General features: G+C 70.2%; 19 protein-coding genes. 7 read left to right on the top strand and 12 right to left on the bottom strand.

Translation table 11 applies throughout. The features are described 5' to 3' along the window. Window positions 1-187 precede the first annotated feature (187 nt). Together ABZ851_RS17770 and ABZ851_RS17765 are read left to right on the top strand one after the other, a co-directional pair. Complete coding sequence (locus ABZ851_RS17770; RefSeq protein ID WP_361128099.1) at window positions 188-1222, top strand: FAD-dependent oxidoreductase; 1035 nt, start codon at window positions 188-190, stop codon at window positions 1220-1222. Window positions 1223-1459: 237 nt separating this feature from the next. Next, window positions 1460-2332: a serine hydrolase gene (locus ABZ851_RS17765; RefSeq protein WP_336051699.1), complete on the top strand. Its 873-nt coding sequence runs from the start codon at window positions 1460-1462 to the stop codon at window positions 2330-2332. A gap of 118 nt (window positions 2333-2450) precedes the next feature. Here the strand turns inward: ABZ851_RS17765 and ABZ851_RS17760 are convergent, their stop codons facing one another. The 4 genes from ABZ851_RS17760 to ABZ851_RS17745 form a co-directional block, all read right to left on the bottom strand. Continuing rightward, the gene (locus ABZ851_RS17760; protein WP_361128094.1) at window positions 2451-3212 is read right to left on the bottom strand and encodes a GNAT family N-acetyltransferase; all 762 of its coding nucleotides are present in this window, start codon (window positions 3210-3212) and stop codon (window positions 2451-2453) included. A gap of 338 nt (window positions 3213-3550) precedes the next feature. Continuing rightward, window positions 3551-5323: a BCCT family transporter gene (locus ABZ851_RS17755; RefSeq protein ID WP_361128091.1), complete on the bottom strand. Its 1773-nt coding sequence runs from the start codon at window positions 5321-5323 to the stop codon at window positions 3551-3553. Between the two features lie 140 nt (window positions 5324-5463). Then, window positions 5464-6810 (bottom strand): M14 family metallocarboxypeptidase, encoded by a 1347-nt coding sequence (locus tag ABZ851_RS17750; protein WP_361128088.1) that lies wholly within the window; start codon window positions 6808-6810, stop codon window positions 5464-5466. Between the two features lie 80 nt (window positions 6811-6890). Further along, complete coding sequence (locus ABZ851_RS17745) at window positions 6891-8855, bottom strand: Xaa-Pro dipeptidyl-peptidase (RefSeq protein ID WP_361128085.1); 1965 nt, start codon at window positions 8853-8855, stop codon at window positions 6891-6893. A 274-nt stretch (window positions 8856-9129) separates the two neighbouring features. Between ABZ851_RS17745 and ABZ851_RS17740 the strand changes: the two genes are divergently transcribed. Continuing rightward, entirely contained in the window at window positions 9130-10617 is a 1488-nt protein-coding gene (locus ABZ851_RS17740) for a M1 family metallopeptidase (protein ID WP_361128082.1), read from the top strand. A gap of 82 nt (window positions 10618-10699) precedes the next feature. Here the strand turns inward: ABZ851_RS17740 and ABZ851_RS17735 are convergent, their stop codons facing one another. Then, a complete protein-coding gene (locus ABZ851_RS17735) occupies window positions 10700-11560 on the bottom strand; it encodes an oxygenase MpaB family protein (protein WP_361128079.1) in 861 nt (286 codons plus the stop codon). A gap of 447 nt (window positions 11561-12007) precedes the next feature. Here ABZ851_RS17735 and ABZ851_RS17730 point away from each other — a divergent pair, with 447 nt between their 5' ends. Continuing rightward, window positions 12008-12226, top strand: a complete 219-nt coding sequence (locus tag ABZ851_RS17730) for a hypothetical protein (protein ID WP_088801036.1) — start codon at window positions 12008-12010, stop codon at window positions 12224-12226. Between the two features lie 33 nt (window positions 12227-12259). Continuing rightward, on the top strand, window positions 12260-13951 hold the full coding sequence (locus ABZ851_RS17725; protein WP_361128075.1) for a hypothetical protein: 1692 nt from the start codon (window positions 12260-12262) through the stop codon (window positions 13949-13951). A 111-nt stretch (window positions 13952-14062) separates the two neighbouring features. Here the strand turns inward: ABZ851_RS17725 and ABZ851_RS17720 are convergent, their stop codons facing one another. Continuing rightward, complete coding sequence (locus ABZ851_RS17720; RefSeq protein WP_361128072.1) at window positions 14063-14545, bottom strand: macro domain-containing protein; 483 nt, start codon at window positions 14543-14545, stop codon at window positions 14063-14065. A 164-nt stretch (window positions 14546-14709) separates the two neighbouring features. Continuing rightward, the gene (locus ABZ851_RS17715) at window positions 14710-16170 is read right to left on the bottom strand and encodes an amino acid permease (protein WP_361128069.1); all 1461 of its coding nucleotides are present in this window, start codon (window positions 16168-16170) and stop codon (window positions 14710-14712) included. A gap of 551 nt (window positions 16171-16721) precedes the next feature. Here ABZ851_RS17715 and ABZ851_RS17710 point away from each other — a divergent pair. Beyond that, window positions 16722-17483, top strand: coding sequence for a MerR family transcriptional regulator (locus ABZ851_RS17710; RefSeq protein WP_361128066.1), 762 nt, complete (start codon window positions 16722-16724; stop codon window positions 17481-17483). A gap of 139 nt (window positions 17484-17622) precedes the next feature. Here ABZ851_RS17710 and ABZ851_RS17705 read toward each other — a convergent pair whose 3' ends face one another. The 5 genes from ABZ851_RS17705 to ABZ851_RS17685 form a co-directional block, all read right to left on the bottom strand. After that, entirely contained in the window at window positions 17623-19827 is a 2205-nt protein-coding gene (locus ABZ851_RS17705; RefSeq protein ID WP_336047867.1) for a 3-hydroxyacyl-CoA dehydrogenase NAD-binding domain-containing protein, read from the bottom strand. A gap of 31 nt (window positions 19828-19858) precedes the next feature. Further along, on the bottom strand, window positions 19859-21073 hold the full coding sequence (locus tag ABZ851_RS17700; RefSeq protein ID WP_088801031.1) for an acetyl-CoA C-acetyltransferase: 1215 nt from the start codon (window positions 21071-21073) through the stop codon (window positions 19859-19861). Between the two features lie 66 nt (window positions 21074-21139). Then, entirely contained in the window at window positions 21140-22282 is a 1143-nt protein-coding gene (locus ABZ851_RS17695) for an acyl-CoA dehydrogenase family protein (RefSeq protein WP_361128247.1), read from the bottom strand. A gap of 210 nt (window positions 22283-22492) precedes the next feature. After that, a complete protein-coding gene (locus ABZ851_RS17690) occupies window positions 22493-23677 on the bottom strand; it encodes a CaiB/BaiF CoA-transferase family protein (RefSeq protein WP_361128063.1) in 1185 nt (394 codons plus the stop codon). Between the two features lie 179 nt (window positions 23678-23856). After that, window positions 23857-24237, bottom strand: a complete 381-nt coding sequence (locus tag ABZ851_RS17685; RefSeq protein WP_093491276.1) for an MmcQ/YjbR family DNA-binding protein — start codon at window positions 24235-24237, stop codon at window positions 23857-23859. Window positions 24238-24397: 160 nt separating this feature from the next. Here ABZ851_RS17685 and ABZ851_RS17680 point away from each other — a divergent pair, with 160 nt between their 5' ends. Continuing rightward, window positions 24398-25138, top strand: a complete 741-nt coding sequence (locus tag ABZ851_RS17680; protein ID WP_361128059.1) for an MgtC/SapB family protein — start codon at window positions 24398-24400, stop codon at window positions 25136-25138. Window positions 25139-25218 lie beyond the last annotated feature (80 nt).

The following is a 25218-nucleotide window of genomic DNA, read 5'->3' as shown; positions in this document are numbered from 1 at the left end:
AGGGGCGACATCGGCCAACGGTGCTGCTCCCACCCTAAGGTCCGGGCTTGTCCGGACCACTGCCGCGGGGTTACCACAAGATCACGAGCGCACGGCGGGAAGGGGGCCCGCCCCCGCGCTCCCCTGTCGTCCGGTCCTGCCTCCCCACACCCTCGTCAGGCTCCGCCCCACCCGTTACCGTCCCGCCATGGCGATCAACACAGGTGGCATGGACGTAGCGGTGATCGGCGGCGGCGTGATCGGGCTGACCTCGGCGATCGCGCTGGCGGAGGACGGGCACCGGGTGCGGGTGGTGAGCCGGGACGCCGCGGGCGCCACGACCTCGGCGGTGGCCGGCGGGCTGTGCTGGCCGTACCGCATCCGGCCCTACGAGCGGGCGGTCGAGTGGTCCGTGCGGTCCTTCCACGTGCTCACCGCGCTCGCCCGGCGGCCGGAGGAGACGGGCGCCCGGATGGTGACGGGCACGATGACGGACGCGACGGGCGGCGGGCAGGACGCGCACCCCGGCGACCGTCCCGACGACGATCTGGCCGCCTGGTACGCCGCGGTGCCCGGATTGCGGCGGGCGAGCGCGCAGGAGCTCCCCGAGGGACATACGGCCGGGTGGCGGGCCCGCACCCCCCTGGTGGACATGCCGGCCCATCTCCGCTACCTGGAGCGGCGGTTGACGGCCGCGGGCGGCAGCATGGAACGGCGGGAGATCACCTCACTGACCGCGGCCGGCCGGACCGCCGACGTGGTGGTGAACTGCTCGGGTCTGGGCGCGCGTCAGCTCGTACCCGATCCGGACGTCCATCCGGTCCAGGGGCAGCTGGTGATCGCGGAGAACCCCGGTATCGAGGAGTGGTACGTGTCCGCCGACGCGGGTTCGGCGGACACGACGTATGTGCTGCCGCAGCCGTACGGCGTGGTGCTGGGCGGGACGGCGCGGGAGAACGCGTGGTCGCGGGAGCCCGATCCGGCGGTGGCGGAGGCGATCGTGGCGCGCTGTGCGCGTCGCTTCCCCGAGCTGGCGGGGGCCCGGATACGGGAGCACAAGGTCGGGCTGCGTCCGGCCCGCCCGGCGGTGCGGCTGGCGGAGGAACGGCTGCCCGACGGCACGCCGTGCGTCCACAACTACGGGCACGGGGGTGCGGGGGTGACCGTGTCGTGGGGATGCGCGGACGAGGTGCTGCGGAGCGTACGGGCCCTCCGGGAGGGTGACGGATCACAGGGCCGCTGACGCTGGCGGCGCCCCGCCCGGCCTCGGCGCCGGGCCCCGTGACGCCTGTTCGCCGGACGGCAGGCGGGCACCCGGGACTTGTGAATCGGCGCCGGACGAGATGAAGTTGCCGCCCAAGGGCGCACATCCTTTCACCGGTCTCGTGCGTCTCATGAGCAAGCGGCATTTCCATATCGCCGCACTTCAGGGGCATTTGGAGTATACATTTTGAAAAACCGCAAAATCGGCAAAAGGGGCATGCGTCGCGCGTCCGCGGCGGTTGTCACCGCGGGAGCCGTCCTGACCGCGGGAGCGCTCGCCGCTCCGGCACAGGCCGCCACGCCCACGCCCCCCACGATCGTCGCCAAGGGCGGCTTCGTGATGAACAACGGCACGGGGAAGTCCCTCTTCACCAAGGCCGCTGACACCCGCCGGTCCACCGGCTCCACCACCAAGATCATGACGGCTCGGGTGGTGCTGGCGCAGGCGAACCTCGACCTGGACGCCAAGGTCACGGTCCAGAAGGCGTACAGCGACTACATCGTCGACAACAACTGGGCCTCCTCGGCCAAGCTGATCGTCGGCGACAAGGTCACCGTCCGCCAGCTGCTGTACGGGCTGATGCTCCCGTCCGGCTGCGACGCGGCATACGCGCTGGCCGACAAGTTCGGCAGCGGCTCGACCCGGGCCGCGCGCGTGAAGTCGTTCATCGGCAAGATGAACTCCACCGCCAAGTCCCTGGGCCTGAAGAACACGCACTTCGATTCGTTCGACGGCATCGGGAAGGGCGCGAACTACTCGACGCCGCGCGACCTGACCAAGCTGGCGAGCAGCGCGATGAAGTACTCCACCTTCCGTACGGTCGTGAAGACGAAGTCGACCACGCAGAAGGTCACGACGAAGAGCGGCGGCTACCGCAACATGTCGTGGGAGAACACCAACGGCCTGCTCGGCAGCTACTCGGGCACCATCGGCGTCAAGACCGGCTCGGGTCCGGAGGCCAAGTACTGCCTGGTCTTCGCCGCCACCCGGAATGGCAAGACGGTCATCGGCACGGTCCTGGCCTCCTCCTCGGTGGTCAACCGCACCTCGGACGCCAAGAAGCTGATGGACTACGGCTTCAAGAAGTAGCCCGTTCCGGGACGTACGAGGGGCCTGTGCGCAGCCGTCCGGCCGCGCGCAGGCCCCTTCGCCGTCCCGGTCCGGCCGCCGCCGCTCCGCACGAGGCCGGGCGGGACGGCGCCGCCGGTCAGCCGGTGGCGATCCGCGCCGACACGCAGGGGTCCTCGTTGCGGTAGCCGAGGCGGTCGTAGAGCCGTTCGGCGGGAGCGTTGTCCGCGAGCTGCCACAGCGTGCAGAAGCCGTGGTGGCGTACGGCGTACCGGGTCAGCCACGAGGTCAGGGCCGCGCCGAGTCCCTGACCGCGCTGGCGGGCGTCGGTCGCGACGGACGCCATCAGCGGAGCCCCGCTGTCCCGCAGACTGCTCAGGGCCCCGCAGGCCACCAGTTGCCCGTCCGTGCCGCGGATCCCCACCCACAGGGTCACGTCGCTGGAGCCGGGGCCGGTGGAGTGGGCCGGGCTGTGCTCGTTGAGGAAGCCGAGCAGTTCCCCGTGGTGCGAGGCGTCAAGGGCGACCACCCGCTCCTCCGCCGGGTGTACGGACGGTTCCTCCAGCGTCCAACGGAAGATCCACTCCACGACGTCGGTTACCGGCAGATGCCGCTTGACCTGGTCGGCGGTGCCGCGCGGCCCGGTGAACTCCCGCACCCGCTCGGGCAGGCCCTGCGCGGCACGCAGCACCAGTCCGGCGGCCGGATCCGGTTCGCCGACGCACCACAGATGTCCGCGGGCGTCGTCGAGCCAGGCGGCGGCGCCCTGGCCCGACCAGCCGATACGGCCGGCCGGACGGCGCCGTGCCGCGCCGAAGCGCAGCAGCGCGCCGCCGGTTTGCCGCTCCAGACCCTGGTCGAACAGGTCTGTGGTCCGGGGGAGAAGAGTCGTTGCCTGCATCGCTCTCTCAGAGTGTTAAGGGAGGCGAACGCCCCGGACACGCGCACGCGCGACCGGAGTCCGTCCATCTGGGTACAGGGGGAGCCCGGCAGCGGCTGCGCACGCGCGCGCCCGGCCGACCGGGACGGCCCACTGTGACATACCGCCCCCGGCCCGGGGCAAATCCGCTCGGCACACCCCCGGACCGGCCCCGGCCGGCGGCGGGGACACGGGCCGCGGCGGGGGCCCCGGACGGCCGGAGGGGCCTGCCGGACGTGGCTCCGGCAGGCCCCTCACCTGCACCTACGGCACCTCGGTGCGCATTCCCTGAGGGACGCATCCGTCAGGTGAACAGTTCGTCAAGGAGTCGTGCTCCGGGAGGGTTCGCCGCTCCGGACCCCGGCGTCGTCGGCGTCCCCGCGGTCCTTGGTGTCCCCGCGGTCCTCGGCGTCCCCGCGGTGCTCGGCGTCCCCGCGGTCCTCGGCGTCCCCGCGGTGCTCGGCGTCCCCAGGGTCCTCCGTGTCCCCGCGGTCCGCACCGTTCCCGTTGCCGCCCGGCCCGATCCGGAACTCGAAGTCACCGTCGTACTGCTCATGGCCCGCGATCACGGCCATCTCGACGGCCGCCTCGCCCTTCTGGCCGCGCACGATCAGCGGGTCGCTGCGCAGATCGCGCATCAGCGCCCAGCACATGGCGATCATCACGACCATGAACGGCACCGCGACCAGGATCGTCAGGTTCTGCAGTCCGGTCAGGGCGTCGCCCGAGCCGCCGCCGATCAGCAGCATGATCGCGGCGACCGCGCCGGTCACCACTCCCCAGAAGACCACCACGAGCCGGGTCGGCTCGAAGGTGCCCTTCTGCGAGAGGGTGCCCATGACGATGGAGGCGGCATCGGCGCCGGAGACGAAGAAGATGCCTACCAGGACCATGACCAGGATGCTCATGACCGTGGCGAGCGGATACTGGTGCAGCACGTCGAAGAGGTGGCCTTCGGGAGTGCTCGACCCGCTGAGCTTCTTGTCGGCCTGGAGCTTCATCGCCGAGCCGCCGAAGACCGCGAACCACGCCAGGCTGACCACGCTCGGGACGAGGATGACACCGCCGATGAACTGGCGGATCGTCCGGCCGCGGCTGATCCGGGCGATGAACATGCCCACGAAGGGCGTCCAGGAGATCCACCACGCCCAGTAGAAGACCGTCCAGCTGCGCAGCCAGCTGCCCACGTCGGCGCCGCTGCTGGCCTCCGTACGGCCCGCCAGCTGCGGCAGCTCGCCGAGGAACGAGCCGAGGGAGGTCGGTACCAGGTTGAGGATGAGGATGGTCGGGCCGGCCACGAACACGAAGACCGCCAGGATCACCGCCAGCACCATATTGATGTTGGACAGCATCTGGACGCCCTTGGCGATGCCGGAGACCGCGGACAGGATGAAGGCGATGGTCAGCACGGTGATGATGATGACCAGCAGGCTGGTGCTGACGCTGTCCATCCAGCCGAGCACCTTGATGCCGCTGCCGATCTGCAGCGCGCCGAGCCCGAGCGAGGCGGCGGAGCCGAAGAGGGTGGCGAAGATGGCCAGGATGTCGATGACCTGACCGCCCCAGCCGTTCGCCCGCCGGGTCCCGATCAGTGGGGTGAACACCGCGCTTATCGTCTGCCGCCTCCCCCGCCGGAAGCAACTGTAGGCGATGGCCAGCCCCACGACCGCGTAGATGGCCCACGGGTGCAGCGTCCAGTGGAACATCGTGGTCGCCATCGCGGTGTCCATCGCCTGGGCGGCATCCTTGGGGTCGGTGCCCGGCGGCGGTGTGGTGAAGTGCCCCAGTGGCTCACTGACGCCGTAGAACATCAGGCCGATGCCCATGCCCGCGCTGAACATCATCGCGATCCAGGACACGGTCCGGAACTCGGGGTCCTCGCCCTCCTTGCCGAGGGTGATCCGGCCGTACTTGCTCACGGCGAGCCAGATCGCGAAGATCACAAAGCCGGAGGCGGAGAGCACGAATGCCCAGCCGCCGTTGTCGATCACCCAGTTCAGCATGGATGTCGAGGCGTTCTTGAGGGATTCGGTGGAGGTCGCTCCCCAGGCGATGAAGGCGAGGGTGAGCAGCGCGGTCACACCGAAGACCACACGGTCGGTCTGCGGGGGCCCGGTCCGCCGCGGGTCTTCGGGAAGATCCGCGAGGGAAGGGGTGGCACCCCCGTCTCTGGCTCCTTTGACTGTGTCCGACACGTCAACCTTTCCAGGTACTTCAATGGGCCATATTTTCCTTACCCGTTACCCCCTACCACACGAGGGCAGACGTTCATGGGCTTCGCGACCGTAAGGTGATAACCGGCCCGTTGGTCCAACAGCAGCGGGACGAGCCCGCGCAGCGACTGGCGCAGTGGCACCACGGCGCCGTCCCCGGCCCGCTTCCAGAGCACTCCGTGCAGCGCCAGTTCGTCCTTGACCTGCGCGAACCGTTCCGCGTCCAGACGGTAGGCGCAGGGCGGGGCGGGCAGGATCTCGCCGGCCCCGGGGGGTTCGTTGTCCGCACCGCCGAGGTAGACCGGGCCGCGGTCGGCGTAACCGGCGAGGCGGGCGGCTGTGGTGGCCGCCTCGATGCGCGGGCGGTGCCGGACGGCGAAGGTGAACGCGGCCTTCAGCGTGGCCAGTTGGGAGCCCACCCGGCGCCGGTTGTTGAGCGCGGAGTCGGCCTTCTCGGCGGCGGTGAGGGCGTCGACCCGGGTCTCGACGAGCAGTCCGACCGAGCCCTTCACGCCGGTGATGTTGCGCAGGATCCGTTCCTGGCCGTCGCCCGCGACCTGCTTGACCGGGTCGCCGGTCTCCGGGTCGGTCCAGATGCCGTAGACGCCGGTGGAGAATCCGGCGCGGCGGACGGCGGGTTCGACGAAGTCCCGCGAGAGCGCGGTGGCTTCGCGGTGCACCCCGTCGGCGGTGTTGAGGTTGCGGGGCCACAGGGACAGCAGGTCCTTCTGGTAGTACGGCGCGGTGGGGCCGTATTCGTGCAGGTCGAGGAGGGTGTCGGGGCGGTAGTCGCGGAGGACGGTGGCCGTCGCGCGGGACTCGGCGCTGTGCAGGGCCAAGTGGTCGCGGTTGAGGTCCACGCCGTCGGAGTTGCCCCGGGTGTCCGCGGCCCGGCCGTCGGGGTTGGCGGTCGGGAGGACCAGCACGCTGGTGTGCTCCAGGAGCCGCCGGACGGCCGGGGCCTTGCTGTAGGCGAGGTTGCGGACGGTGGTCAGACACGCCTCGCGCCCGGCGGGTTCGTCGCCGTGCTGGGAGCACACCAACAGGACGGAGTTGCCGCGGCGGACGTCCGCCGGGCGCTCGGGGGCCGGGGCACCGATCCTGACGAGCCGGATCGGGCGGCCCTGCCGCGTGGTGCCGACCCGGTCGACGCGCACCCGTGCCGAGGCGCGGTCGACGGTGGTGAGGAACGTCCGCTCCTCGGCTTCGCTGGTCCAGCGGGCACCATGGCTGATTTCGAATCCCGTACGGGGTGTGGGGGTTTGGGCCCAGCCGGCGGGAGGGGCCGGCGGGGTCGCGCCGAGGAGGGGGGCCGTCAGTCCGATGACCAGCGTCCCCAGGGCGAGGCGGCAGATACGGGACCTCACGGAGGTGCCTCCCTTGGGTGGGCGGTGGGGGTGACGTGCGGGCCGGGCCGGGGCCGCCCGCGGTGGGCGGCCCCGGGCGGTCATCCGCCGGCCGGCATCCGGCTGATCGCGCGCGGCGGGGCGATCCCGGCCGGCGGTGCGGCGGCGGCCGGGTGCCGGGGCGCGCCCGCGGTGGCCCGTGCGAAGGCCGGGGCTCCGCCGGTCAGCGGCAGTCGGGCAACGGTGCGGGAGAGGTCGAGGGTGAGCTTCGGGGTGGACGCGGGCGGGTCGATCAGGCCGGCGTCGGTTCCGGCCACGATGAGCGCGAGCCGGTGTCCGGCGGGTACGAGGTGATCGCTCGCGGCCAGGTCCAGGGTGAGGGTGTAGCGCTTGCCCGGGGTGAGCGGGCGGCCCTTGTGGGGGTCGGCGTAGGTGCCGAGGTCGGCCCAGCCACGGCTGAAGACGGTGTACCCGACCTTCCGGGTGTCGGCGGCGGTCTCCTTGAAGCAGCCGGTGTCGCCCGGGGTGCCTGCGCCCCAGCAGGTGCGCGTGCCGAGGGTGGTGATGCCCTCGCCATCGGCCGCGTAGTTGCGGATGGTGTCGGGGCCGAGGTCCACCAGGACGGCGGAGAGGTGGGCGGTCGTGGTGCTCGGGGTGGCGGTCACCGTCACCTTGCCGGAGCCGGACAGCCGCAGCGGGGCGCGTAGCGGAGCGGTGCTGAATCCGGCCTTGGCGGGCGTCGGTTCGTCGATCCGGGCCGCCCAGTCGGCCTCGCTCAGCTTCGGGTCGTCGGTGAAGGCCGCACTCGCGCCGGGCGGCGCCTTGGTGGTGCCCAGCACGCCGACGCCGGGTGCGCTGCCGCCGCGCGGCCGCAGGGTGGTGGTCCGGGTGCCGGGGGCGGGCCACTGCGGGTCGGTGGACCAGGTGCCGGGAGAACGCTCGATATCGGCCATCGGGGCGCGGTCGATGCCGTTGTCGTAGCCCATCAGATAGTGGTCGAACCAGTGGTGCAGGGTCGTGACCCACTCCCCGCGGCGGAAGTCGAAGGGGTCGACGTGCCCCGTCTGGGAGAGCCAGATCTTGCGCTCGACGCCGTGCCGGGCGAGCGCGTCCCACCACTGCCCGGCGTGCCGGGTGCGGACGTTGAGGTCCTGCATGCCGTGCACCATGAAGACGCTGGCCCGGACCTTGTCCGCGTGCCGCACATAGTCGCGCTCGGTCCACAGGCCGGTCCAGTCGCCGCTGCGCGGCGCTCCATCGGCGAGTTTCTTCTGCATCGCGGCGCAGCGCCGGTGCGCGTCGGGGCTGTTGACCAGATCCGCGAGGGCGTCGGGGCCCGAGTCGTAGAGCGGGGCGCCCTGGGCGAAGTAGTAGTCGTACCAGGAGGAGATACCGGCGATCGGGACGATGGTCTTCAGCCCCTTGACGCCGGTGGCCGCGACGCCGTTGGCGATGGTGGCGTCCCAGCTCTTGCCGATCATGCCGGTGCTGCCGTTGGACCAGTCGGCGGTGACGGGGGTACCTCCCGTACGGGAGGTATAGGCGCGGCCTCTGCCGCCGAGCCAGTCGATCACGGCCTTGGCCGACCCGATGTCGGAGCGGCCGCCGACATCGGTGCAGCCGTCCGAGCGGTTCGTGCCCGCGAGATCGACGAGGACGCTCGCATAGCCGCGCGGCACGAAGTAGTTGTCGTAGTAGAGCGGGAACTGGACCGGGCGGCCGTGGTCGTCGTAGGTCTTCTTCTGGCTCTCGTTGCCTCGTCCGCAGCAGGAGTAGTACGGGCTGGCGTCCATGATCACGGGGACCCGGCGGCCCTGTTGTGCGGGTTCGGCGGGCCGCACGATGTCGACGGCGACGCGGTCGGTCCTCCCGTCCGCGTCGCCGTCGAGCCGTGTGTCCACCCAGACCGATTCGCGTATCGCGTGGTCGTAGGAGTAGACGGGTCTGCTCTCGCGGGGCGCCGCCTGTGCGGCGGCCGGCCCGGTCAGGGCGGACAGCAGGGCGGCGACGGCCGCCACCACGAGCACGGTGAAGGGGGTGCGGAGGGTCCGCGCGGGTTTCGTCACGGGCGGACGGTAGCGCGGCTCAACTCCCCGGCGTAAGAGCCTGTCCCGCAACCCTGGCTGCCACGGCCGTCGCGGAGGAAGCGGCGCCGGGGGAGGTGGCCGGGGGCGGCGCGTACCGGAACGGCGCCCGGCCGCTGCGGCCGGCCGGCGGCCAACGGCGCCTGCGACGGGGGTTCATGTCGGTCATGTGTCAGATAAGGCCATGTACATGACGCCGCCGCTCCTCCGTGCATAGGGTCTGACGAGAGCCATCCCCCTACGAGTTGGAGGACTCGTGCGTCACAGACTCCTGGTCCCGGGTGCCGCCGCACTCAGCCTGCTGCTGGCGATCCCGGCCTCCGCGGCCGGCTTCACCCCGGGCGCTCCGGGTGTGGGCGACAGCTACTACCCCGAGAGCGGAAACGGCGGATACGACGTTTCCCACTACGACCTGCGACTCAAGTACCAGCCCAAGACGGACCTGCTGGAGGGCACGGCGACGCTGCTCGCCAAGACCACCCAGGACCTCTCGCGCTTCAACCTGGATTTCGGCCTCAAGGTCAGCGAGATCCGGGTCAACGGCAAGAAGGCCTCCTTCGCCACGTCCGGCAAGCACGAGCTGGAGGTCACCCCGGCCACGCCACTGGAGAAGGGCAAGCAGATCAGCGTCGTGGTGCGCTACGCGGGCAAGCCCTCCGAGCTGAAGATCGACAACTACAGCGCCTGGGCCCGTACACCCGACGGCGCGGTGATCGCCCAGGAGCCGGACGCCGCCGTGTGGTGGTTCCCGAGCAATGACCACCCCACCGACAAGGCGACGTACGACGTCTCGGTGGCGGTCCCGGACGGCACCCAGGCGCTGAGCAACGGCGTGCTGGCCTCGCAGTCCTCCAAGCTGGGCTGGACGCGCTACAACTGGCGCTCGGACAAGCCGCAGGCGACGTACCTGACGACGCTGGCCGTCGGCAAGTTCGACCTCACCACCGACACGACCGCGAACGGTCTGCCGGTCATCAACGCGGTCAGCAAGGACCTCGGTGCGAACGCGGACTCGGCACGGGCCAGCATCGAGCGGACCACCGAGGCCACCGAGTGGCTGGAAAGCGTCTTCGGTCCCTACCCGTTCAATGCGGTGGGCGGCTATGTGCCGAACGTGCCGGCCCACTACGCCCTGGAGACCCAGACCCGCCCGTTCTACGGCGAGAAGGCCTTCGACCGCGGGACGAACGTCTCCGTCGTCGTACACGAACTGGCCCACCAGTGGTACGGCGACAGCGTCTCGCTCAAGGACTGGAAGGACATCTGGATCAACGAGGGCTTCGCCTCGTACAGCCAGTGGCTGTGGTCGGAGAAGGAGGGCGAGGGCACCGCGCAGGAGCTCGCGGACTACGTCTACGCCCAGCACCCGGCCGACGATCCGTTCTGGAAGGTCAAGCCGGGCAACCCGGGCGCGGAGAACCAGTTCGACGACGCCGTCTACGACCGGGGCGCGCTGGCCCTCCAGGCGCTCCGCAACAAGGTCGGCGACAAGGTCTTCTTCGGGCTGCTCAAGTCCTGGCCCACCGAGCACCGGTACGGCAACGCCTCGGTGGCCGACTTCGTGAAGTTCGCCGAGAAGAAGTCCGGAAAGAAGCTTGACGGGTTCTTCGACACCTGGCTGTTCCAGCCGTCCAAGCCCACGGCGGGCGCCGGCAAGCAGGCGTTCGGCGCGGCGAAGTCGCCGGTCGCCGAGCCCAAGTCGTGGAAGCAGATCGCGGCCACGCACGACGTGCACCGGCACTGACGCGCCACACGGGCGCCCGATCCGGCGCCCGTGGCAGCGATCCGGCCGGAGCCGGGGGGAATCACCCCGGCTCCGGCCGGCTTCATTGCGCCTGCCCGCGCGCCGCCTGCCGGGCCCGGCGTGCGACCGGCAGGAAGCGCAGGCGCTCCGGAAGCACCGGGACCACGGCACGGACGACCCGCCCGAAGCGGCGCAGCCGGCGCTCCTGCACGTCCGTCCATTCCAGTCCGATGGCACACCGGGCCTCCGGCGGCATCAGGCCGATCGTGAGGAAGCGGCGGAAGCGGGCGAACCGCGGGCACAGCCACGGCCAGGTCAGCCGGAGGAGCACCCGCAGCCACCGCGGACCACGGTCCGGGACCGGCAGTACCGGGTCCCTCGCCACCAACTCCCGTACCACCACGGTCGCTTCGAGTTCGTTGTCGAGAACCTTCTGGTAGTACGGCCAGAACTCCTCGATGGACTGCGGCATATCACGGTCGTGGATTCCCAGGATCCGTCCCACCTGGAGCCATTCCGCATACAGCTGCCGCTCCTGCGCCTCGGTGAAGGGGCCTCCCAGATAGCGCTGCGCATTCCGGAAGACCGGGAATCCGGTGGCGTGCACCCAGGCGTAGTACGCGGGAGTGAGCGCGTGATACTTACGGCCGTGAGCGTCGGTCCCCTGAATGGTCTTGTGCAACTGCCGTAGCCGGCGCCCTTCCACGGCCGCGCCCTCACCTCCGTACACCCACAGCTGCAACGAGGTCAGCGACCGCTCCCCGCGCCCCCATGGATCCGTACGGAACACGGAGTGGTCATCCACTCCGGCACCCACCGCCGGGTGTGCGACCTGCATGGTCAGCGCGGCCGGCAGGGTCAGCAGGATGCGGACGTCACCGGCCAGCGACCAGAGCACACCTCCGACCGGCGGGGGCTTTACGTATGTTTCTACCGTATTCATGTCATTAATCATGATACGGCGGGTTTAATGGCTGACGGATGCCGGGACGCCCGGCCGGTGCGACCCCTTCGGCGTCTTGCCGCATGGACGCGCCTGACAGGGGCGAAGTCAGGACGGGCCGGGCCGGGCCGGCATCGAACGAGGCTTGCGCGCGGACGAGTTGCCCTCAGGCGGGGGTGTCCGCACCAGAGGCGGACCGCTGCGGGCCGCGCACGGCAGGGCAGGCCGTCACAGGCGGGCCACCCCGAGCAGGCCGCCGCAAGCCACAGCGCACCCCTCACCCTCAGGTGACATTAGCCCGTAAGGGTGGTTTTTCCTTGAGATAAACCCCCATGAGCTGGGCCGATGACATCACCGTTTTTCCTTGCCGGGCGCAGATAGTGACATGGGCATCACGGAACGCGACACTCGCGACATCTGTCCGAACCACCCAAAAGGAGCACACACATGTCCTGTCCTCCCCCTCCCCCGCCGATTGACGCCCGCAAGGCACTCGACTTCCTGAGGACGAGCGGACTCGTCGACCTCAGCGTTCCGCTGGAGCGAGTCGTCGATCAAGTCAGCCAGATCGACGATGTGGCGGGCTACGTGCTCGCCTGGGAGCGCTACGTCCTGGTGGTCGCCAACCAGGTCGCCGAGTGCGACGACTCCGCTGCGCGCAACTGACCGTTGACGGCACCGATCGCCGGGAGGCATCCGATGGACACGACGCAACCCGGTGACGGCATGTCACAAAGGCGCGCGGTGGAGACCCGGGCGGTCGCCTGGCTCGCTGCGCGCCGCCATCTGATCGATCCGGCCGAAGCCGCCACGGACCGGGTGTTGTTCGCCCGCAAGGCGCTCATCGAAACCGCCTTCCTGGTGGGGCTACGGGCGCGTCTCGCCCCCGAGCCGCTGGAGCCCGACTACACGGCCCTCCTCACTCAGATCGAGAAGATCACGGCCCGCCCCTCCTATCGGGAGCTGATCGCCCGGGACGAAGCGGCCCTCCTGCTGTACGCGGGGACCTATGCGGCACTCCGGCTCTGCGGACGCGAGGACCCGGAGTTCCGGCACGTCATCACGCAGGCCGCGGCCGGAGGGTACGCGGCGGTCTTCGAACGGATCCCGTACCGGCAGCTCGATCTGCTGCACACCCTGGAGCTGTGCGGCGTCCGCCACACGCTGCCGGCCATGGACGACGTCCTGCCGTTCACCCTGCTCTGCAACAGCCCGAATGTCGCCAAGCTCACCGACCGCGACATCTACGCCATCACCCACACGATCTTCTACGCCACGGACTTCGGCCTCCGCGAGCCCCGCTGGCCACGGAACTTCGACCCGGACACGGCGGTGGAACTGCTCGAAGCGCTGCTCGTTCTCACCCTCGGCCAGGAGAATGCCGACCTGGTGGGGGAACTCCTGTGCTGTCTGCTGTGCCTCGGGGTGCGGGACTCTCAGGAAGCCCGCCGGGCATGGGAGTTCCTGACGGCGGCACAAGAGGCCAACGGGCGGGTCAACGGGCCTCCTGGTGTGGTCCACCCCGAACTGGCCGACGGGGACGACGCGTACGCACACTGGGCCACCGGCTATCACACCACCATCGTCGCCGTCCTGGCCGCGCTCCTGGACCGCAGCCCCAGAGTGGTGCGGAGAGCCAGGCCCTCCGTACCCACGCCCCATCTGACCGTGGAGGAGCCGCTGCGGCGGGCAGTGGTGTGGCTGGCCGACACGACCCGGCGCCATACCCCTGTCACGCACCTGCCGGCCGCCGCGGCTGTCGCGCACGCGGCCGAGGCCCTGGGCGAACCCGAGCTCGCCTGCCCCCTGCTCCTGGACTTCTCCGAACGTCTCGCGGACGTGGACGCGGAGGTGTGGCAGGGACACGGGATGGAGGTCGTGGGCGAGTTCGCGTTCGGCCTGCGGACCCACAAGATCACATGCCCGTCACTCGACACCTTCCTCACCTCCGCCGCCGCTGCCGTCGAACTCCTCGACAGGGTTCCGCCGCAGGCCGCGCGCAACGTCCAACGCCTCGTCGACCTGGGGCTGATCTCCCCCGACCGCGCCGCCGCGCCGGCGAACGAGGAAGCCGCCACACCGCACTCACCACCGAAGCCGGCAGCCGCCGTCCTGCCCCACGCCTGGAAGAACTACCACCTGGGGCACATCGCCGCCCTCGTCCGGGACTGGGCCCGCGCCGGTCTGGCACAACACCGCATCACCCGCGACGCAGTCGCCTTCCTCCTCTCCCAGCAAAACCCTCACGGCGCCTTCGGCCACCCGGCCTGCGACGACCCGGCCACACGGGAACGGACCATGCTCTCGTGGACCCAGAGCACCATCACCGCCCTGGCCGCCGTACACACCACCCGCAGCCCGGTACCCACTGCCGGTCAGCCGTGCCCGTGACCCGGCCAGGAAATACACCTCGACCGATCTCTCCGATCACCGTCCGCCGATCGGCAACCGAACGGCGGCCGTACTGTCGGCGACGGGCGGCGCGCGGCGGCCAGGCGGGTTTCAGCGGTCGTAGACCGTCACCGGTATGCCGCGCCGGGTGAGCCGCTCGGATATCAGCGGCTCCACCCGGGACCACCTACCGCCCGCAAGGCCGCAGCCGATCCGCGGCATATGGACCGACGCCCCGAGTTCCCCGGCCCGGTCCGCGACCCGGCCGAGCCCGGTGTCGATGGCCTCGTACCGCACGGGGGCGCCCTTGCTGCCCGTACGCAGGCCGCGCTGCCCGACGACATTGGCCACCCAGAGGCGGTCGGCGACCTGGACGAACTGTGCGGCGCCCAGCCCGAAGTCGTTTTTCGCACGCTCGCGGTGCCACCGGCGGTAGGCGGCCTCCGGCTCCGGCCAGCGCCGGGAGAGGGCCAGGACAAAACCCTTGCCCCAGCCGCCCAGGTCGTTGCAGAGATGCGTGATCATTTTGACGCCCTTGCCCTGCGGTGCGGAGGCGTCCCCCTTGATGTATGAGATCCCCGTGCTCTCAGTCATGCCTCCACGGTAAGGGCGGGCACTGACAATCGACCGGGGCCGAGTAACTGTGCCGCGCCGGAACCCGTTCCGCCGCCCGCCGCTGCGCAGGCGAAAGGGCGGTCGCGGATGCCTTCCGGCCTCCGCGACCGCCCTTGATTTCGCAGGCGTGCGTTACTGCGCGACTACTTCGACAGCTTGCGTTCCTCGGCGATTCGGTTCACCCGGCCGCGGACCGCGAACCAGCCGGCGACCAGCGCGACGGCGAGGACCGGGATCAGCATGACGGTCTGCCGGCCGACGCCGTCGTCGAACCACATCAGGACGATGACGCCGAGCAGGAAGGCGATGGTGGCGATGTCGGTGACCGGCGTGCCGGGGAGCCGGAAGCGCGGGCGCTCGACCAGGCCCTCCTTCGACCGCCGCACGAACACCATGTGGCAGACCATGATCGTGCACCAGGTGCTGATGATGCCCAGCGCCGCGATGTTCAGGACGATCTCGAACGCCTCGCCCGGCACGACGTAGTTGAGCGCGACACCCAGCACACACACCGCGGAGGTGAGCATGATGCCGCCGTACGGCACCTGGTTGCGGTTCATCAGGCCGGCGAACTTGGGCGCGGAGCCCGCCATCGACATGGAGCGCAGGATGCGGCCGGTCGAGTAGAGCCCGGAGTTCAGGCTGGACATCGCCGCGGTCAGCACCACGAGGTTCATCACATCGCCCGCGGCCGGCACACCGACGTTGGACAGCACCGTGACGAAGGGGCTCTGGCCGTCGACGTACTGGTTCCACGGCAGCAGCATCGCCAGCAGGATCACCGAGCCGACGTAGAAGACGCCCACCCGCCACATGATGGAGTTGACGGCCTTCGGCACGACCTTCTCCGGCTCACCGGTCTCACCGGCGGTCACACCGACCAGCTCCACGGCGGAGTAGGCGAAGACCACGCCCTGGAGCACGATCACCACGGGCAGCAGACCGGTCGGGAAGATGCCGCCGTGGTCGGTGAGCAGATTCAGCCCTGGTGCGTGGCCGCCGACCGGGTGCTGGGTGGCAAGCAGGAAGATGCCGATGAACATGAAGACGACCAGCGCCGCGACCTTGATGATCGCGAACCAGAACTCCAGCTCACCGAAGATCTTCACCGAGATCAGGTTCACGGTCAGCACGACCGCCAGCGCGATCAGCGCCATCACCCACTGTGGGATGTCGGTGAACAGGCTCCAGTAGTGGGTGTAGAGCGCGATGGCGGTGATGTCGGCGATACCGGTCGTGGACCAGTTGACGACGTACATCCAGCCGGCGACGTAGGCGCCCTTCTCCCCCAGGAACTCGCGGGCGTAGGAGACGAACGACCCCGACGACGGGCGGTGCAGCACCAGCTCACCCAGGGCCCGTACCACGAAGAAGGCAAAGAGGCCACACACCGCATAGGCAATCGCCAGCGCGGGTCCGGCGGAGTGCAGTCGGCCACCGGCACCCAGGAACAGGCCGGTGCCGATCGCTCCACCGATGGCGATCATGTTGATGTGCCGGCCCTTGAGGCCCTTGCTGTAGCCCGCGTCGCCCGCATCCTGCTGCGCGCCGCTTCCCCCGTCAGGTGACCTGTGGGCTGTCTCGGTGACGGTTTCTGTGCTCACTGGTGGTGCATCTCGCTTTCGGGGAGGCGCTTGAGCGATTGCCGGTCCCGCAGATCGCGCGGACGGCCGACGGCACACCTTCCCCGAAGAGCGCTCCCCCGTCTGTGGGCAAGATCACAGCGTGTATAAGCCATCCAAGATTTGTCCATTTTTGTCGTGAATTACCCGGCGGATAAGTTTCACTGAGGTTTCCGTTCGCCCCATTCCGGGCCTCGCTCGCCGCCCGAAACCCCTTGTTCGTGACCGGTTCAGTTCGGTTGAAGCGAGCGTTTGTCCGCGCGTGAGCCTTCTCCGGTCCGCAGGAACCTCCGCACGACACCGACGACTGCCCGCCGATTCCCGGGAGCCGCGCGCATACGCTCCGTATCCATACCGGCGGTTTCTCCCGGCACCCGATCGGTTACGCCCACCCTCCAGGACGTCGCCACGGGCTCTGCCGTGCCGGGCGGGACGGATCCCGGCCGCCGCACGGGGTGGTGCAGCCGGTGAAGAAGGGACAGAAGGGTTCAGACGGGTTTCACAGTCATGGTGAGACAGCAATACTGATGAACATGATGGAGTCAGCCACCGGCCTCACGGTCGACGAACTGGCCGCCCGCGCCGGCGTCACCGTCCGCACGATCCGCTTCTACAGCACCCGCGGCCTGCTGCCGCCGCCGGAGATCGGTCCGCGCCGGGTCGGCCGCTACGGTCCCGACCATCTCTCACGGCTCGCGCTCATCGAAGAACTGCAGCACCAGGGGCTGACGCTCTCCGCCATCGAACGCTATCTGGAGCAGCTGCCGCCGGATCTGAGCGCCCAGGATCTGGCCATCCACCGGGCGCTGGTGGCGAGTTGGCTCCCGGACAAGGCGGAGGACGCCACCCGGGCCCAGCTGGAGCGGCGGGTCGGCCGGGCGCTGGCCGAGGAGGATCTGGACCGGCTGGCGGCGATGAGTGTGCTCGTACGGACCGATGACCCGCAGGTTTTCCGGGTCGATCCGGGGCTGCTGCACCTGGGCGCCCGGCTGCTGGACGTCCCGATCGCGCTCGAGACCATCATCGCGGCGCGCACCGTCGTCATCGAGCACACCCGCTCGGCGGCCCGGGAGCTCAGCAGGCTCTTCAAGGACGAGGTGTGGGAGCCGTACCGGGACGGCGGGCCGGACGAGGAGGAGCTGGCGCGGATGAAGTCGCTCTCGGCACATATGCAGCCGATGGTGGTGCAGGCCCTGGTCACCGCATTCCAGCGGTCGATGAAGCAGGAGCTGCGGGAGTCGTTCGGCAAGGAGGGCGGCCAGGGCCCGGGGGGCGGCCGCACCTCGCTGGGGTGAGGGGCGGGCCGCCGGGGCCCGCCCCTCTGACCGGTCGGTCCCTGACCGGCCGGTCCCTGACCGGTCAGACCATGGCCGGTCAGACCATGGCCGCTCGGTCCGTGGCCGGTCGGTCCGTGGCCTGACACGTCAGGACTGTTCAGTCGCTGAACTTCTCGCCCTTCTCGGCCTTTTCGACCAGCAGCGCGGACGGCGCGAACCGGTCTCCGTAGGCCGCCTGCAGCTCGCGGGCGCGGGCCACGAAACCAGGCAGGCCGACGAGTTCTTCCCGCCCCGGTCCGCCCTGGTAGCCGTTGATGTACTGGATCACGCCGCCGGTCCAGCCCGGGAAGCCGATGCCGAAGATGGAGCCGATGTTGGCGTCGGCGACGGAGGTGAGCACGCCCTCCTCGAAGCAGCGGACGGTGTCCAGAGCCTCGGAGAAGAGCATCCGCTCCTGCATGTCGAGGAACGGGACCGCGGTGTCCTTCTTGGTGAAGTGCTCGCGCAGGCCGGGCCACAGGCCGGCGCGCTTGCCGTCGTCCCCGTACTCGTAGAAGCCGGCGCCGCCGCTGCGGCCGGGGCGGCCGAACTCATCGACCATCCGGTCGATCACCGCGTCGGCCGGGTGCGGCTGCCAGGTGCCGCCGGACTCCTCGACGGCCCGCTTGGTCTCCTCGCGGATCTTGCGCGGCAGGGTGAGGGTCAGCTCGTCCATCAGGGACAGCACCTTGGCCGGGTAGCCGGCCTGGGCCGCGGCCTGCTCGACGGAGACCGGGTCGACGCCCTCGCCGATCATCGCCACGCCTTCGTTGATGAAGTGGCCGATGACACGGGAGGTGAAGAAGCCGCGCGAGTCGTTGACGACGATCGGGGTCTTCTTGATCTGGCGGACCAGGTCGAAGGCGCGGGCCAGTGCCTCGTCGCCGGTCCGCTCCCCCTTGATGATCTCCACCAGTGGCATCTTGTCGACCGGGGAGAAGAAGTGCAGTCCGATGAAGTCCTGGTCGCGCTCGACGCCCTCGGCCAGCAGGGTGATGGGCAGGGTGGAGGTGTTGGAGCACAGCAGCGCGTCGGGGGCGACGATGTGCTGGATCTCCTTGAACACCTTGTGCTTGAGCGCGACGTCCTCGAAGACCGCCTCGATGACGGCGTCACAGCCCGCGAGGTCCGCCGGCTCGGCGGTGGGCGTGATGCGTGCCAGCAGCTCATCGCGCTTCTGCTCGGTCGTACGGCCCCGGGAGAGCGCCTTGGCGAGCAGCCCCTCCGCGTACGCCTTGCCCTTCTGCGCCGCCTCCGGGGTGATGTCCTTGAGGACGACCTGCATCCCGGCCCTGGCACAGGAGTAGGCGATGCCCGCACCCATCATGCCGGCGCCGAGGACCGCGACCTTCTCGACCTTGCGGGGCGCGATGTCCTTCGGCCGGTTGGCACCGGAATTGACGGCCTGCAGGTCGAAGAAGAACGCCTGGATCATGTTCTTGGAGATCTGGCCGGTCACCAGCTCGACGAAGTAGCGCGCCTCGATGGTCTGCGCGGTCTCGAAGTCGACCTGGGAGCCCTCCACCGCCGCGGCGAGGATGTTGCGCGGGGCAGGGTAGGGCGCGCCGTTCAGCTGCTTCTTGAGGTTGGCGGGGAACGCCGGGAGGTTGGCCGCGAACTTCGGCTGGGCGGGGGTGCCGCCCGGGATGCGGTAGCCCTTGACGTCCCAGGGCTGCTGGGACTCGGGGTGCTCGTCGATGAAGGTGCGGGCCTTGGCCAGCAGTTCCTCGGGCGTGGCCGCGACCTCGTGGATCAGCCCGGCGTCCTTGGCGCGGGTGGCGTTGTACTGGGTGCCCTGGAGCAGCACCTTCAGCAGCGCGTCGGCGATGCCGAGCAGCCGGACCGTACGGGTGACGCCGCCGGCGGCGGGCAGCAGGCCGAGGGTGACCTCGGGCAGGCCGATCTTGGTGCCGGGGGTGTCGAGCGCGATGCGGTGGTGGCAGGCGAGCGCGATCTCGTAACCGCCGCCCAGCGCCGCGCCGTTGACCGCGGCGACGACGGGCTTGCCCAGGGTCTCGATACGGCGCAGGTCGCGCTTGATGCCGTTGCCCGATTCGAAGGCCTGCTGGGCCTTGTCGGGGGTGACGGCGATCAGGTCGCGCAGGTCGCCGCCGGCGAAGAAGGTCTTCTTGGCGGAGGTGAAGATGATGCCGCGGATGGTGTCCTTCTCGGCCTCCAGGCGGTCGGCGACCGCGGTGAGGGAGGTTTTGAAGGCGTTGTTCATGGTGTTGGCGGACTGGTCCGGGTCGTCCAGGACCAGGGTGACGATGCCGGTCTCGTCCTGTTCCCAGCGAATGGTCGACACAGCAGCGGATTCACTCATGGTGCGTACTCCGTAGTGGGTGGGACGAGGGTCAGAGGCGCTCGATGACGGTGGCGATGCCCATGCCGCCGCCGACGCAGAGGGTGGCCAGGCCGTAGCGCTTGTCCTGCCGCTCCAGCTCGTCGATCAGGGTGCCGAGGATCATCGCGCCGGTGGCGCCGAGGGGGTGTCCCAGGGCGATGGCGCCGCCGTTGACGTTGACCTTGTCCAGGCTCAGGCCCATGTCCTTGACGAAGCGCAGCACGACGGCGGCGAAGGCCTCGTTGATCTCGACCAGGTCGATGTCGTCGATGGTCAGCCCGGCCTTGGCAAGAGCCTTGCGGCTGGCGGGCGCGGGGCCGGTGAGCATGATCGTCGGCTCGGAGCCGGAGACCGCGGCGGAGAGGATACGGGCCCGGGGGGTCAGGCCGTAGCGCTCGCCGACCTCCTTGGAACCGATGGCGACGAGCGCCGCGCCGTCCACGATGCCGGAGGAGTTGCCGGCGTGGTGGACGTGGTCGATCTTCTCGACCCAGTGGTACTTCTGCAGGGCGACCGCGTCGAAGCCGCCGGCGTCACCGATGGTGGCGAAGGACGGCTTGAGGCCGCCCAGGGAGTCGGCGGTGGTGCCGGGGCGCATGTGCTCGTCGTGGTCGAGGACGACCAGGCCGTTGCGGTCGCGTACCGGGACGACGGAGCGGTCGAAGCGGCCGTCCTTCCATGCCTCGGCGGCGCGCTCCTGGGAGAGCGCGGCGAACTCGTCGACGTCCCGGCGGGTGTAGCCCTCGATCGTGGCGATCAGGTCGGCGCCGATGCCCTGCGGGACGAAGCCGGTGTCGAAGTTGGTCATCGGGTCGGCGAACCAGGCGCCGCCGTCGGAGGCCATCGGGACCCGGGACATGGATTCGACGCCGCCCGCCAGGACCAGGTCCTCCCAGCCGGAACGCACCTTGGCGGCGGCCATGTTGACGGCCTCCAGACCCGAGGCACAGAAGCGGTTCTCCTGGACGCCGGCCACGGTGTCGGGCAGTCCGGCGGCGATCGCCGCGATCCGGGCGATGTCGGAGCCCTGGTCACCGACCGGTCCGACGACGCCGAGCACGATGTCGTCGACGGCGGCCGGGTCCAGCCCGGGGAAGCGCCGGCGCACTTCATGGATCAGACCGACGACCAGGTCGATCGGCTTGGTGCCGTGCAGTGCGCCATTGGCCTTGCCGCGGCCGCGCGGGGTGCGGATCGCGTCGTATACGTACGCTTCGGTACTCAAGTCAACAAGCCTTTCGCATGAGGGTGGAGGCAGAGGCAGCGGGTGGGGACCGGGGCCGGTCCGCGGTCAGCCGAGCAGGGAGCGTCCGATGATCTCCTTCATGATCTCGGTGGTCCCTCCGTAGATCGTCTGGATACGGCCGTCGGTGAAGGCCTTGGCCACGCGGTATTCCGCCATATAGCCGTAGCCGCCATGGAGTTGCAGACAGCGGTCGGCGACACGCTTTTGCAGTTCGGTGGCCCACCACTTGGCCATCGAGGCGTGCACCGCATCCAGTACACCGGCGGAGTGGTCGGCTATACAGCGGTCGAGGAACGCCCGGGTGACGGCGCATTCGGTGGCCATCTCGGCTATCTCGAAGCGGATGTGCTGGAGCTTGGCCAGCGGTCGTCCGAAGGCTTCGCGCTCCTTGACGTACTCGCTGGTGATCTCCAGCAGGTGTTCGGCACCGGCGACGGCGGCGACGGCGATGCCCATCCGCTCCTGGGCGAGATGGGTCATCAGATGGACGAAGGCGCCGTTCAGCGTGCCGAGCAGGTTCCCCTTGGGGACGCGGACGTCGTGGAAGAACAGCTCGGCGGTGTCCTGGGACTTCTGCCCGATCTTGTCGAGGTTGCGGCCACGCTCGAAGCCCGCCATGCCCCGCTCGACGACCAGCAGGCTCAGGCCGTGCGCCCCGCCTTCCGGTGTCGTTTTGGCCACGACGATGACCAGGTCGGCGAGGATGCCGTTGGAGATGAAGGTCTTGGATCCGTTGAGGATCCAGTGGTCGCCCGCATCCTCGGCGTGGGTACGGATGCCCTGCAGGTCGGAGCCCGCTCCGGGCTCGGTCATCGCGATGGCGGTGATGATCTCGCCGCTGCAGAAGCCGGGCAGCCAGCGGCGCTTCTGCTCCTCGGTGCCCAGCGTCGTCAGATAGGGGCCGATGATGTCGTTGTGCAGGCCCACGGCCAGCCCGGCTGCGCCCGCCCGGGTGAATTCCTCGGCCAGCACCGCGCTGTAGCGGAAGTCGTGCTGTCCGCCCCCGCCGTACTCCTCGGGAACCGCCAGGCCCAGGAGCCCCTGCTTGCCGGCCGCCCGCCAGGCGTCCCGGCTGACGATGCCGGCCTTCTCCCACTGCTCGTAATACGGCGTCACTTCCCTGGCGAGGAAGGTCCGTACGACCTTGCGGAAGGCCTCGTGGTCCTCGGTGAAGATCTGGCGCTTCATCTGCGCGGTCATGCTGCGGGCCCTCCTCGGAGCCGGTTCCTGACGGGGTCGGGCGGCGTGGGGCCCGGCCGCCCCACGGGGCGGCGCCGGACGGCGCCCATGGCGAGCCGCCCGCGCCGCACGTCGCCGGCCCTCCCCAGGGGGAAGGCCGCGGCCTCTTCGGCAGGGGACGCGGGCCGGCCGCGTACGGGAGCATGGTGGCGGGTGCCATCAGCCGGCCGTGTCCTGCTGCCCGGCGTGGGCCGGGCCGGCGGGCGGGTCGTCGGCGACGCGTGTGGCGAGGAGGCCGGGGACCTGCCAGTCACGGGCGATCTCCGCCAAGTCGGCGCCGGGCTGTGCGGGCGGTCTGCGTACCGCGCCCGGAGTGCGCGAGAAGCGCGGTGCGGGCGCGGGCTGGGTGAGTCCCCCGTGCTCGACGAAGGTGCCGCGGGCGGCGAGATGCGGGTGCTGCGGGGCCTCGCGCAGAGAGAGCACCGGCGCCACACAGGCGTCGGAACCCGCGAAGACCGCCGTCCATTCCTCACGGGTACGGGTCTTGAAGCGGGCGGCGATGGTGGTGCGCAGCTCACCCCAGGCGGTGAGGTCGTCGCGGCTGGGTGCCTCTTGTTCGATGCCCAGCAGCCGGATGAAGGCGCCGTAGAACCGCTTCTCCAGCGCGCCCACCGCCATATGGCCGCCGTCGGCGGTCTCGTAGGTGCCGTAGAAGGGCGCCCCGCCGTCGAGCAGATTCGCACCGCGCCGGTCCTGCCAGCCGCCGGCCGCCAGCATGCCGTGGATCATCGCCGTCAGATGGGCCGTGCCGTCGACGATGGCGGCGTCGACGACCTGGCCCGTTCCGCCCTCGGTGCGGGCGTGCTGGAGGGCGGCGAGGACGCCGATGACGAGGTAGAGGGAGCCGCCGGCGTAGTCACCGAGGAGATTGGCGGGGATCGCGGGCGGGCCGTCGGGCGGGCCGATCATGCCCAGGGCGCCCGTGATGGCGATATAGCCGATGTCGTGTCCGGCGGTGTCGGCGAGCGGGCCCTGCTGTCCCCAGCCCGTCATCCGGCCATAGACCAGCCGGGGGTTGCGCGCCAGGCACTCCTCGGGGCCCACTCCCAGCCGCTCGGCCACGCTCGGCCGGTACCCCTCGATCAGCACATCGGCACGTTCGGCCAGTTCGAGGACGTGCGCCACCCCTTCGGGGCTCTTCAGGTCCACCAGCACGGAGCGTTTGTTGCGGTTGGTGACGTCGTAGGCCGGATCGACGCCCAGCCCCGGGCCTCCGGGCCGGTCAACGCGGACGACATCCGCGCCGAGGTCGGCCAGGAGCATGGCGGCGAACGGACCGGGGCCGATGCCCGCGAGTTCGACCACCCGCACCCCGCTCAGCGGGCCGTTCCCTGACTCCGTCATCGCGCCCCATGCCTTTCCGCACTGTGACACTTCTGATGTAACACTCGCGATGTTAAGAACGTGTTCCACTTTCCACAAGACCCCCGTGCCAGGTGACACCAGCCGAAAGGCCCGCACCGGCGATGCTCAACTGCCATCACTGTCGCGGGCCTTCGCGCGCCTGCTGCCGCTGCGTCGCCCTATCCCCCGTCGAGCTCGGCGATGAGCTTCTTGGGGGCTATGAGGCGATACGACTCCTCGGCCCAGTCGCAGAGCAGATCGGCTGGCGGAGCGCCCGGCTCCGCCAGCGGGACCTGCACCCATCCGGACCTGCCCAGGCCGTAGCCCGCGGGCTTGGCACCGGGCAAGGTCAGGGCATGGGCATGCGCTGCGGGGTCCTTCAGCTTCAGCGTGACCCCGCGCGGGCGGTCGCCGTCATCGATGCCGAGGAAGACGAAGACCTTCTTGTTGACCTTGATGACGCTCTCGCCCCAGGGGAACTCCTCCACGGTCCCGGGAAGCCCGAGCGCGAACGCGCGCACCCGCTCCCGCACCGCCGCCGGACCCGCCGCCTTCGCCATGCGCTCCTCCACATCCGTCCCCCGTACGACACCGCCCGCGGCGCCGCCCGGCGGCCCGCTCGTCACGCGCGGGCCGCCCAACGCATTCCACGCTAACGGCGACCGCTGACAACGGCCCGCGGAGCGCCGGACGCCGGGCCGGCCGAGGGACAATCGCGTCATGTCCGCCCCGCAACTCGCCGCCGCGCTGTTCGACTTCCACAGTGGTCAGGGGCTGCGCCAGTTCACCGAGCTGGCGATAGCGCTGCTGCTGTCCTCACTGATCGGCCTGGAACGCGAGGCGAGACAGAAGAGCGCCGGCCTGCGCACGCATACGCTCGTCGGCGTGGGCAGCGCGCTGTTCATGGAGGTGTCGGTCCACGGTTTCGGTGCGCTGCTGGGAACGGACGGCGTGGCACTCGACCCGTCCCGGGTGGCCGCCCAGGTCGTCTCGGGCATCGGCTTCATCGGCGGCGGCCTGATCTTCGTCAGGAAGGACGCGGTCCGGGGGCTGACGACGGCCGCCACCATCTGGCTGACCTGCGCCATCGGCATGGCCTGCGGTGGCGGCCTGCCGCTGCTGGCCACCGGCGCGACGGCGGTGCACTTCCTCGTCGTCCGCGGCTTCTCGAAGCTGTCCGACCGGATCCCCTCGCGGCCGTCCTACGCCCGTATCGAACTGCGCATCAAGTACCGCTCGGAAGACGGGCTGCTGGGCAGCATATGGGAGATATGCACCGGCAGCGGCTTCCGGGTGACCGATGTCCAGGTGGAAACCCGCACGGACGAGGCAGGCACCCCGGCCGCGGCACTGCTCCGTCTGGAGGGAGCCGCTTCCGCACGCCCCCTGGTCGAGACCCTGTCCGAGCTGGCCGGGGTGCGTGCGGTGACCCTGGGGCGCCAGGACGACCGTACGGAGTGAGACCGGCCTCCGCGCTCTCCGGACCTGACCGGCACTCCGGCTGTCCAGAGGAGGCGCAGCGTCCCTCCGAAGCGGTCCGG

The organism is Streptomyces sp. NPDC047049 (genome assembly GCF_040643995.1).
In the GTDB taxonomy this organism is placed as follows: Bacteria; Actinomycetota; Actinomycetes; order Streptomycetales; family Streptomycetaceae; genus Streptomyces; species Streptomyces mooreae.
Note: the sequence above shows the minus strand (reverse complement) of the source record. Positions and strands in the feature narration are given on the sequence as shown.